This window comes from Sphingomonas sp. CD22, assembly GCF_034556155.1.
Classification (GTDB): Bacteria; Pseudomonadota; Alphaproteobacteria; order Sphingomonadales; family Sphingomonadaceae; genus Sphingomonas.
On record NZ_JAYDYX010000012.1, the window covers coordinates 90193 to 100877 of the forward strand.

At 67.0% G+C, this 10685-nt stretch carries 12 protein-coding genes; 6 read left to right on the top strand and 6 right to left on the bottom strand.

The features are described from left to right. Positions 1 to 66: 66 nt before the first annotated feature. The gene (locus tag SFC76_RS18405; protein ID WP_322850859.1) at positions 67 to 429 is read right to left on the bottom strand and encodes a response regulator; all 363 of its coding nucleotides are present in this window, start codon (positions 427 to 429) and stop codon (positions 67 to 69) included. Between the two features lie 37 nt (positions 430 to 466). On the opposite strand from SFC76_RS18405, the gene SFC76_RS18410 reads away from it, so the two are divergent. The 4 genes from SFC76_RS18410 to SFC76_RS18425 all read left to right on the top strand — a co-directional run bounded on the left by SFC76_RS18410 (position 467) and on the right by SFC76_RS18425 (position 3549). After that, positions 467 to 742, top strand: a complete 276-nt coding sequence (locus tag SFC76_RS18410; RefSeq protein ID WP_322850860.1) for a DUF3572 domain-containing protein — start codon at positions 467 to 469, stop codon at positions 740 to 742. Next, positions 739 to 1359, top strand: coding sequence for an HAD family hydrolase (locus SFC76_RS18415; RefSeq protein WP_322850861.1), 621 nt, complete (start codon positions 739 to 741; stop codon positions 1357 to 1359). Before SFC76_RS18410 ends, SFC76_RS18415 begins: the two co-directional genes overlap by 4 nt. 227 nt (positions 1360 to 1586) lie before the next feature. After that, positions 1587 to 2051, top strand: a complete 465-nt coding sequence (locus tag SFC76_RS18420) for a RidA family protein (RefSeq protein ID WP_322850862.1) — start codon at positions 1587 to 1589, stop codon at positions 2049 to 2051. A gap of 361 nt (positions 2052 to 2412) precedes the next feature. Further along, on the top strand, positions 2413 to 3549 hold the full coding sequence (locus SFC76_RS18425; protein ID WP_322850863.1) for a GNAT family N-acetyltransferase: 1137 nt from the start codon (positions 2413 to 2415) through the stop codon (positions 3547 to 3549). Here SFC76_RS18425 and SFC76_RS18430 read toward each other — a convergent pair. Together SFC76_RS18430 and SFC76_RS18435 are read right to left on the bottom strand one after the other, a co-directional pair. Then, positions 3530 to 5149, bottom strand: coding sequence for a hypothetical protein (locus tag SFC76_RS18430; protein ID WP_322850864.1), 1620 nt, complete (start codon positions 5147 to 5149; stop codon positions 3530 to 3532). The genes SFC76_RS18425 and SFC76_RS18430 overlap by 20 nt on opposite strands. A 191-nt stretch (positions 5150 to 5340) precedes the next feature. Then, positions 5341 to 6558 carry an argininosuccinate synthase gene (locus SFC76_RS18435; protein WP_322850865.1) on the bottom strand — a complete coding sequence of 406 codons (1218 nt, stop codon included), beginning with the start codon at positions 6556 to 6558 and terminating at the stop codon, positions 5341 to 5343. Positions 6559 to 6690: 132 nt separating this feature from the next. On the opposite strand from SFC76_RS18435, the gene SFC76_RS18440 reads away from it, so the two are divergent. Next, positions 6691 to 7089: an EF-hand domain-containing protein gene (locus SFC76_RS18440; protein ID WP_322850866.1), complete on the top strand. Its 399-nt coding sequence runs from the start codon at positions 6691 to 6693 to the stop codon at positions 7087 to 7089. 134 nt (positions 7090 to 7223) lie between these two features. Here the strand turns inward: SFC76_RS18440 and SFC76_RS18445 are convergent, their stop codons facing one another. From SFC76_RS18445 to SFC76_RS18455, 3 genes are read right to left on the bottom strand one after another with little or no spacing between them, the layout of a single operon-like run. Then, positions 7224 to 8453 carry a cyclopropane-fatty-acyl-phospholipid synthase family protein gene (locus SFC76_RS18445; RefSeq protein WP_322850867.1) on the bottom strand — a complete coding sequence of 410 codons (1230 nt, stop codon included), beginning with the start codon at positions 8451 to 8453 and terminating at the stop codon, positions 7224 to 7226. Between the two features lie 18 nt (positions 8454 to 8471). Then, positions 8472 to 9218: a molybdopterin-dependent oxidoreductase gene (locus tag SFC76_RS18450; protein WP_322850868.1), complete on the bottom strand. Its 747-nt coding sequence runs from the start codon at positions 9216 to 9218 to the stop codon at positions 8472 to 8474. After that, positions 9215 to 9922: a cytochrome b/b6 domain-containing protein gene (locus SFC76_RS18455; RefSeq protein WP_322850869.1), complete on the bottom strand. Its 708-nt coding sequence runs from the start codon at positions 9920 to 9922 to the stop codon at positions 9215 to 9217. Before SFC76_RS18455 ends, SFC76_RS18450 begins: the two co-directional genes overlap by 4 nt. Before the next feature lie 26 nt (positions 9923 to 9948). Between SFC76_RS18455 and SFC76_RS18460 the strand changes: the two genes are divergently transcribed. After that, on the top strand, positions 9949 to 10566 hold the full coding sequence (locus SFC76_RS18460) for a flavin reductase family protein (protein WP_322850870.1): 618 nt from the start codon (positions 9949 to 9951) through the stop codon (positions 10564 to 10566). Positions 10567 to 10685: the final 119 nt, after the last annotated feature.

Genomic DNA, 10685 nt, shown 5'->3' on the forward strand with positions numbered 1-10685 from the left:
GGGCAGGGGTCTGGAAGCGCGCGGCGCCCTGTCGATGCCTCGCCGGCTCGGCAGGGCGTCTTTCCGTCAGAGCAACGCGTTCACCGCATCCATGAACCGGGCGAGGCTGATCGGCTTCGACACATAGGAGCGTGCGCCGGCAGCGCGAATGCGCTCCTCGTCGTCGCGGCCGGCATAGGCCGTCACCGCCATCACCGGGATTTCGCGCAATTGCTCGTCGGCCATCAATTCGAGGATCAGCTCGTAGCCGGTGACGTGCGGCATCTGGATATCCATGACGATCAGGTCGGGACCGAAGGCGCGCGCGCGCGCCACCGCCTCGCGCCCGTCGCGCACCGGCTCGGCGGTCATGCCGTGCGCGCGCAACAGGTCGCAGAACAGTTTCAGATTGAGTTCGTTGTCCTCGACAACGAGTACCCGTTTCGCCACGTGCGTCACCAACCCTTCCGATAATGGACGATAGGCAATGCGCGCGCGCGATACAAACATCCCCGATCCCGAGGTGCTCGCCCTGCAGGCGTTGGTGTGGGCGATCGGCGAGCCAGACCGCGCCGACCGGCTGATCGCGGTCACCGGCCTGTTCCCCGACGATCTGCGCGCGCGGGCGGGCGAGCCGGCGGTGCTGGGCGCGGTGATCGAATATCTCGAATCCTACGAACCCGATCTGATCGCCTGCGCCCATGCGCTGGGCGTTCCCCCCGAGGCGCTGGTCGGCGCCCGCCAGGCTTTGGAGCTGCGATGAAACCGTTGTTGATTACCGATTGCGACGAGGTGCTGCTGCACATGGTGAAGCATTTCGGCGCCTGGGTCGGGGAGGCGCACGCCATCGACTTCACCCCCGACGGTGCCGATTTCGCCAACAGCATGCGCCGCCGCGACGGCGGCCCCGCGCCGACGCGCGAGGAGATGTGGGACATGCTCGGCGGCTTCTTCCCCGACGAAATGCACCGGCAGACTCTGGTGCCCCATGCCGCCGAGGCATTGGCGCGGCTGGCGGAGCAGGCGGACATCGTCGTGCTCACCAACATCACCGATGCGTGCAAGCCGGCGCGGATCGAGCAATTGGCGCGGTTCGGCATCGCGCATCGCGTCGAATGCAACCAGGGCGGCAAGGGCGATCCGGTCGCACGATTGCGGGCGGAATATGGCGACCCGGTGACGGTGTTCGTCGACGATCTCGCGGTGCATCACGAATCGGTCGCGCGCCACGCCCCCGAGGTGCATCGCCTGCACATGGTGTCGGAACCGACTTTGGCACCCAACGTGCCGCCGGCCGAGCATGCACATGCGCGGATCGACGACTGGCGCGAGGCGGCAGACTGGATCGCCGCGCGGTTTGCCGCGGGGGTGGGGGCTTAGGTTTTTCAGGCCGGCTCTCCACACCACCTTCGTCATCCCGGCGAAGGCCGGGACCCATGGACACGGCGCCATCGGCGTCAGCGAGCCTCGCTACCCCCCCCGCCACCATGGGTCCCGGCGTCCGCCGGGATGACGGAACGGGTTGGAGATCGACGCGCGACGGCGTTCCACCCGCCCGCCCAATCGGCTAAGCGGCCTCGCATCACATTCCGAAAAGGACCCCAGCCATGACCACCCACGTCGATCGCAAGCTCGAGGAACTCGGCCTGTCGCTGCCCGAAGCCGCCGCCCCCGTCGCCGCGTATGTGCCGGTGGTCGAGGCGGGCGGCATGCTCCATCTGTCGGGACAGTTACCGTTCAAGGCGGGGCAGCTCGTCACCGGCCGGCTCGGCGACGGCGTCTCGCTGGAGGACGGGCAGGAGGCCGCGAAACTGTGCGGGCTGATGATCGTCGCGCAGGTGAAGAAATATCTCGGCGGCGATCTGTCGCGGGTGAAGCGGATCGTGAAGCTCGGCGTGTTCGTCAATTCGGCCGCCGATTTCACCGACCAGCCCAAGGTCGCCAACGGCGCGTCGGAGCTGATGGTCGCGCTGTTCGGCGACGCCGGCAAGCATGCCCGCAGCGCGGTCGGCGTGCCGGTGCTGCCGCTCGGTGCCGCGGTCGAGGTGGATGCGATCGTCGAACTGGCGTGATTTGGGGGGGGCGTCGCCCCGCCCACACCGTCGATAGGAAGAGACGGTCCACGCGGAGGTGTCGCGCCCGCCGCGTCAGCGGCGCTTTCACCGAGGCGTGAAATGACAGGGCCCCGCCACCCCAAGCGAGACATCTCCGCGCCTCCGCGCCTCCGCGTGAACATGATTTCCTTTGCAGGATGCGGGAGGGCGTGAACGGCGATCGCCACGACCGCCTCCGGCTGTTCTCCTCGCCGCAGGGTGGACCCCGGAACGGGTCAGGGGTGGCGCATGGATTGTGCGAGCGATCGTGCCGGACACCCCTCCGCAACGGCAGCAGAACGCCTATATCGGCGGCGATGACCTTCACGATCCTCGCCGCATGACCCAGGTCGCCGCCCGCCTCGTCGACGGCGTCCGCGCCATCCCGGCCGAGCAATGGGATGCCTGCGCCGGCACCGGCAATCCCTTCGTCCGCCACGCGTTTCTTGCCGCGCTCGAGGAGTCGGCGAGCACCGGCGGCCGGTCGGGATGGCAGCCGATCCCGATCGTCGTCGACGGTGCCGACGGTATGCCGGCCGCGGTCGCGCCGGCCTATGCCAAGAGCCACAGCCAGGGCGAATATGTCTTCGACCACGCCTGGGCCGACGCGTGGGAGCGGGCAGGGGGGCATTATTATCCCAAGCTCCAGATCGCCGCGCCGTTCAGCCCGGTGCCGGGCCCGCGCCTGCTGCTGCGCGAGGAGAGCGCCGGCCCGGCGCTGATCGCGGCGCTCGAGGCGGTGACCGACCAGCATGGCCTGTCTTCCGCGCACGCCACCTTCCTCAGCCCCGAGCAGGTGCCGTTGTTCGAACAGGCGGGCTGGCTGATCCGCGAAGGCACGCAATTCCACTGGGCGAACCAGGGATATGCCAGCTTCGACGATTTCCTCGCCGCGCTCGCCAGCCGCAAGCGCAAGGCGATCCGGAAAGAGCGTGAGGCGGCGGTGCAGGGGCTGACGATCCGGCATCTGACCGGCGCCGAGATCCGCCCGGAACATTGGGACGCCTTCTGGACCTTCTATCAGGATACCGGCAGCCGCAAATGGGGGCAGCCCTATCTCAAGCGCAGCTTCTTCCCGCTGCTCGGCGCGACGATGGGCGATGACGTGCTGCTGATCCTCGCCGAGCGCGACGGCAGGCCGATCGCGGGGGCGCTCAACCTGATCGGCGCGGAGACGCTCTACGGCCGCTATTGGGGCTGTACCGAGGAGGTGCCGTTCCTCCATTTCGAGCTCTGCTATTATCAGGCGATCGATGCCGCGATCGCACGCGGGCTCAAGACGGTCGAGGCGGGCGCGCAGGGCGAGCACAAGCTGGCGCGCGGCTATGTGCCGGTGCCGACCTGGTCGGCGCATTATATCCCGGATGCGGGCTTTCGCCGGGCGATCGCCGATTTCCTCGTCCGCGAGCGCGCCGCGGTGGCGGACGAGCAGAGCTACCTCGCCGAACTGGCGCCGTTCAGGAAGGGAGAAGGCTGACCGGGCGCCGCCGCGGCGGCAGCAGATCGGGGTCGAGCACCACGTTCGGGCGGCGGCGATCGTCGATCCGGTAGAGAACGTCGCGACCGCTGCGCCAGATCGGCGTCAGGCCGGTGAGGAATTCGGGCTCGACCGGCGCCGGATTGATCAGCCAGACGTAATCGAATGCGTCGCGCGGCAGATAGGCGAGCGAGACGCGCAGCGGCCGCCACCATTCGCCGCGGCAGCGCCGGTCGGTGACGAGCTGCGACGGGTCGTGCGCGAAGCGTCCGGCGGGCGTGTAGCGGACGGTGAGCAACTGCCCGCCGGCCATCGACCATTGATCGTTGGCATAAGCGATGCGGCGTTCGAGCGCGATGCCGGCAGCATGTTCGAGCCGCGAATAGAGCCATTCGTCGCGGCAGGTCCGCCCGACCATCGTCAGCAGCCGCGCGCCTTTGGGGACGTGATCGAGCGCGGCGAGCGTGCGGTCATATTCCCGATCGAACTGGAGATAGCTGATCGTCGTGCCGACCAGCCGCGCGCCGCAGAACAGCAGGCCGAGCGCGGCCAGCGTCGAGGCGCCACGGAACGACAGGCCGTGACGCGGGCGCAAGGCGATCAAGGCGATCGCGATCACGAACGGCGCGAGCCGCATGTCGGCATAGGCCGAGCCGAAGACGATGCGCGGCAGCAACACGAAGATCGCGGTCAGGAACAGCGTCGAGAGCAGCAGGTTGCGCGAATATTCGACGCGATGGTCGCGCACGCCCTTGAGCAGGATGACGAACAGCACGGTGGCGGAGGCGAGGTCGAACGCCATCCAGCGGTCGCGCAGCACCATGATCACCCAGCCGACCTTCGCCCGCCAGTTGAACCAGTCCATCGTCTTGCCGGTGACGTGATCGCCCGAGCGCCACAGCACCATCATCAGGAACGGCAAGGCGAGCGGCAGGCAGCCGATCGCGGCGCGTGTCCAGCTTTCCAGCCAATGCCCGCCGCGGCCGTCCTTGCGCAGGTCGTGCTGGCGGACCATCTCGGCCGAGAAGGCGAGGATGCCGAGCACCCCCCAGCCGAAGGTGTGGCAGACCCACAAGGCGCAGGACAGCGGCACGAACAGGATCGCACGCAGTTTGAGGCTGCCGAGCCGGCCCATCCGCAGCCACAGCGCGAACAGGTTGAGCGCCAGCGCCATCGACAGCGCGAAATTCACGAAGCCGAACTGGAAGGGATAACTGTAGGCGAGCGGCAGCGCGAACAGCGCGGTGGCGGGGATGCGGCCGTGCACCTCGCGCGCGATCCACAGCAGCCCCGACACGGTGAGCGCGGGGATCGCCATGATGATCAGCTTGACCGCGAGTTCGAGGCCGAAGATCGGCGCGAGCGGCTCGATCAGCAGGTCGACGCCGAGATTGCCGATCAGCGCCCAGCGGAAGTCGTACCATTCGGCGAGCCACGGATAGGCGGCGCCGTCGAGCTGGACGCGATAGCGGCCCATATGCCCGGGCAGGTCGACTAGCGGCGGGATGTCGGGCCACAGCAACGGGATCACCGCCGCGATCACCATCGCCACGACGAACCACCGCGTTTGCCACCAGTGCAGCTTATGCCCCTGCATCATCCTGCCTTAGTGGGTGGGGACGGCGTCCGACAAGCATTGTCGTGCCGGGTGCGCCGAATGGAGGTGAGCTCCGTCATGCCGGACGTGATCCGGCATCCCGCTTCGTCGGTGACCGGGAAGAAGCGGGACCCCGGCGCAAGGCCGGGGTGACGGCTGATATGGCTGAGCGCGCCGCTTCGTCGAACGGCAGCTTACGCGTCGCGGCGGCCGAGCAGACGGAGGCGCAGCGCGTTGAGCTTGATGAAGCCGGCCGCGTCGCGCTGGTCGTAGGCGCCCTGATCGTCCTCGAAGGTCACGACCTTTTCGGAATAGAGCGAATTGGGCGACTTGCGGCCGACGATATAGACGCCGCCCTTGTAGAGCTTGAGGCGGACGGTGCCGCTGACCTTCGCCTGGCTGTGGTCGATCGCCGCCTGCAGCATCTCGCGCTCCGGGCTGAACCAGAAGCCGTTGTAGACCAGCTCCGCATAGCGCGGCGCCAGCTCGTCCTTGAGGTGCGCCGCGCCGCGATCGAGCGTGATCTGTTCGATGCCGCGATGCGCGAGGTGATAGATGGTGCCGCCCGGCGTTTCGTACATCCCGCGGCTCTTCATCCCGACGAAGCGGTTCTCGACGAGGTCGAGCCGGCCGATCCCGTGACGGCGACCGAGCTCGTTGAGCTTGGTCAGCAGCGTAGCCGGGCTCACCCCCTCGCCGTTCAGCGCCACGCCGTCGCCGCGCTCGAAGTCGATCGTGATATATTCGGGTGCGTCGGGCGCGTCCTCGGGGTTCACCGTGCGCGAATAGACGTAATCGGGCACCTCCTGCCACGGATCCTCGAGCACCTTGCCCTCCGACGAGGTGTGCAGGAGGTTCGCGTCGGTCGAGAAGGGCGATTCGCCGCGCTTGTCCTTGGCGACCGGGATCTGATGCTGTTCGGCGAATTCGATCAGCCGGGTACGGCTGGTCAGATCCCATTCGCGCCACGGCGCGATCACCTTGATATCGGGTGCGAGCGCATAATAGCCGAGTTCGAAGCGGACCTGGTCGTTGCCCTTGCCGGTCGCGCCGTGGCTGACCGCATCGGCGTTCACCTGACGGGCGATCTCGATCTGGCGCTTGGCGATCAGCGGCCGCGCGATCGAGGTGCCGAGCAGATACAGGCCTTCGTACAAGGCGTTGGAGCGCATCATCGGGAAGACGTAATCCGCCACGAATTCCTCGCGCAGGTCGTCGATGAAGATATGCTCGGTCTTGACGCCGGCCATCTGCGCCTTCTGGCGCGCGGGCTCCAGCTCCTCGCCCTGGCCGAGGTCGGCGGTGAAGGTCACCACCTCGCAATTATACGTCTGTTGCAGCCACTTCAGGATCACGCTCGTATCCAGCCCGCCCGAATAGGCGAGAACGACACGGTTGATCTGATCGGTCACGGCAGCATCCTTGGCTATGGTCGGGTCGCCGCGCCCCTAGGCTCCTGCGCGCGCCCGCGCAACGGTTGCGTTCACGGTGGGTTTAAACGGCTGCCGCTAGTATCGCGGCCGATCCCTTTTTTCGGAGACATCATGTTTCGTCCGTTGCTCGCCGCATTGCCCGTTCTGATGCTCGCCACGCCGATGGTGGCGGCGCAGGCGATCGATCCCAAGCTGAAGGCCGAATTCGACCGCAGCGATGCCAATCACGACGGCGTGCTGACCCGCGCCGAGATCGACGCGCGCGTCGCGCGGATGGATGTCGGCAAGAACAAGATGCCGCCGGGCAAGGCCAAGGCGATCAGCACCGCATGGTTCAACACCGCTGACGCCAATCACGACGGCAAGGTGACCCCCGCCGAGATGCAGGGCCTGTTCCGTGCGCTGGCGTCGCGGTACGACACCAACCACGACGGCGTGGTGAGCCTCGAGGAGCGCACCGCCGCGCGCGCGGCGATCATCGCGCCGGCACCGGTGCCCAAAGCGCGGTAGGGCTTAACGACTCCATCCCTACCGTCATCCCGGCGAAAGCCGGGACCCATGGTTGCGAGCGGCTGATGGTGCGCGCGACTAGCGGCGACACCGTGACCATGGGTCCCGGCGTACGCCGGGATGACGATAGGGGGTTACGATCCCCGCAGCGCGCGTTCGCCCTCGAACATATAGTCGCGGGTGATCGGCAATTCGGTGCGGCTGCGGCTGAACTGGATCTGGAAATTGACCAGCCCGCCATTCTCGAACGCATTGGCCGCGCCGGCGAGATAGAAGGTCCACATCCGGTAGAAGCGCTCGTCGTAGAGCGCGACGATCGCGTCGCGTGCCGCCACCGTCCGGCGATACCATTCGTACAAAGTGTAGGCGTAATGGAGACGCAACACCTCGACGTCGGTGAGGAACAGCTTCAGCCCCTCGAACGCCGCGATCGTCTCCGACAGCGCCGGATTGTAGCCGCCGGGGAAGATATATTTCGTCGTCCAGTCGTCGGTGACGCTGGGCGGCCCGAGCCGGCCGATCGTGTGGATCAGCGCGACGCCATCGGCGGTGAGCAGGTCGCGGCATTTGCGGAAATAGGCGCGATATTGCGGCGGGCCGACGTGTTCGAACATGCCGACTGAGACGATGCGGTCGAATTGCCCCTCGACGCGGCGATAGTCGATCAGCTCGAACTTGACCTTGTCGGCGACGCCGGCGGCGGCGACGCGTTCGCGCGCGATCTTGAGCTGCTCTTCCGACAGCGTCACGCCGAGCACTTCGACCCCGAAATGCTTGTTGAGATACAGCGCCATGCCGCCCCAGCCGCAGCCGATGTCGAGCACGCGCATGCCCGGCCGGATCGCCAGCTTGGCGGCGATATGCGCGAGCTTGTCGCTCTGCGCCTGTTCGAGGCTGTTGTCGGGATCGGTGTAATAGGCGCAGCTGTATTGTTTGTCGGCGTCGAGGAAGAGGTCGTAGAGTCGCGCGGACAGATCGTAATGATGCGCGACGTTCTGCTTCGAGCGGCGCTCCATGTTGATCCGGTCGAGCCGGTGCTTCACCGCGCCGAAGCCGCGCACGAAGGCGGAGGGTTGCAGCGCGTTCTGGCCGGCTTCCCACGCGCTGTTGCGCTTCATCAACTGGACGAGGCCCATGATGTCGTCGCCGTCGACGGTCATGCGGCCGTCCATATACATCTCGCCGGCGGCGAGCGCGGGGTTGCGGACGATCCGTCCGGCGACGCCGTTATCCTGGAACCGGAGCTGGATATGACCGAGCTCTGGATCGGGAGTGCCGAAGGTGGCGGGCGGTTTGCCGGGACGGTGGAGGGTGAGTTGGCCACGCTTGACGGCGCGGCTGAGGAACATATCGATCAGCGCCATGCGCGCTGCCTTAATCCGCTAGATGCCCGCATACCAATCGTAATCGACATTGTCCTCCCAATAGCCGCCCTTGCCCTTGCCGATGGTGGCGAGGCTGGCGACCGCGTCGATGCCGGTGACGTATTTGGCGTGCTTGTAGCCGAGCTGGCGCTCGACGCGCAGCCGCACCGGCGCGCCGTGCGGGACGGTGAGGCGGGCGCCGTTCATCTTGAGCGCCAGGATCGTCTGTGGGTGGAAGGCGTCGATCGTGTCGATCGATTCGTAATAGGGCTGGCCGTTGTAGAGGTCGGCGCAGGTGAAGACGACGTAGCGTGCGCCGGTGCGCATCCCCGCCGCCTTCAGCACGGTGCCGAGCATCGGTCCCTGCCACTGGCCGATCGCGCTCCAGCCCTCGACGCAATCGTGGCGGGTGATCTGACTGCGCGCGGGCATCGACGCGAGCTGATCGAGCGACAGCGAGAGCGGCCGGTCGACGAGGCCGCCGATCTTGAGGCGGTAACCCGCGAATTGGTCGGCGACCATCGCGGCATAATCGGGCGTGCCGGGATCGCGTGTGCCGTTGGCGCGGAAGATCGGCGACATCTGCTCGCGGCTGAATTCGGGCGCGAGCGCGCCGCGATCGAGCAACGCGCGTTGCAGGCCGCGGTGGATATTCTCGCCGGCGAACAGGATCTTGCGCGTTTGGGGAAGCGCGGCGACCTTGTCGCAGCCGGCGAGCAGCAGCCCGGCGCCTGCCGTCAGCAATGTACGGCGGGGGAGGATCATGCTTCGGGCACCTTCCACTTGCCGGTGATCATCGAGCGCAGTTCGTTGCCCGCGCCGGCGAGGATGACGAGCGTCAGATGGACGACGACGAAGCCGCCGATCGTCGCCGAGGTGACGAAATGCAGCGACCGCGCCGACTGGCGGCCGCCGAACAGGTCGAGCAGCCACGGCCAGGCCGCATCCATCCCCGGCGACAGCGCGAGCCCGGTGAGGATCATCAGCGGCAGCGCGAGGAAGATGACGAGGATGTAGCTCCATTTCTGAAGGCTGTTGTACGCGCCGGGGTCGTCCGCGTCGTGGAAGCGGAGATTGAGGTGGTCGCGGACATCCTCGGCGAGATGCGCGGGACTGACGTCGGCGCGCGTCAGCCGCAGCTTGCGCGCGAAATGGCGGTTGATCAGGCTGGCGATCATGAAGGCGAGCAGGCCGAAGGCGAGCACCAGCGCGAACAGTAGGTGCCAGCGGCGCGAGATGGCGAGATTGTAATTGGCGGGAATGGTGATCCACGCCGGAAAGCGCGGCAACTGCGCCCAGGCGTGGTCGAAATTCGCCCCGTACCGCCCCCAATAGAGCCGCGGATGCGCATTGGAGATGCCGAGCCCGCTGCCGAGCAGGATGACGACCGCGACGGCGTTGATCCAGTGCCAGATGCGCGTCGCCAGCGCGTGGCGGAAGATCGACGTGCCGGGTCGTGTTGCGTCCATTCCCGCGTCATAGCAGTTAAGCAGCCATGATCGAATGGCATTTCTACGAACCGCGCGACGGCCACCGGCTGCCGCACGACCCGCTCAACGCGATGGTCGCACCGCGACCGATCGGCTGGATCAGCAGCGTCTCCGCCGATGGGGTGCGCAACATCGCGCCCTATAGCTTCTTCAACGTGATCAACTATTCGCCGCCGCTGATCGCCTTTTCGTCGATGGGGTGGAAGGACAGCGTCGCCAATATCGACGCGACCGGCGAGTTCGTCTGGAACCTCGCGACGCGCGACCTTGCCGAGGCGATGAACGCGACCGCGGCGATCGTGCCGCCGGAGGTGGACGAATTCGGGCTGGCGGGGCTGGAAACGCTGCGCTCGCGGCTGGTGACGCCGGAGCGCGTGGCGGCGAGCCCGGTGGCGTTCGAATGCAAGCTGACCCAGCTCATCCGGCTGACCGACCGGCATGGCGTGGAGCTGGACCAGTATCTGGTGATCGGCGAGGCGATCGGCATCCATATCGATGCCGCGATGCTGGACGACGGCGTCTACCAGACCGCCCGCGCCCGCCCGATCCTGCGCGGCGGCGGTCCGGCGGATTATTTCGAAGTCACGCCCGAAACGCGGTTCGAGATGCGCCGGCCTGGATAGGCGCGCGGCTTTTTGCGGATTACCCGAATGCTTTCGCGATCTTGGCAAAACGCTCGATGTACCCCGGCGGAGGCCGGGGCCCAGTTGGGTGGAAGTTGGTAATAACTTACGACGGCTTC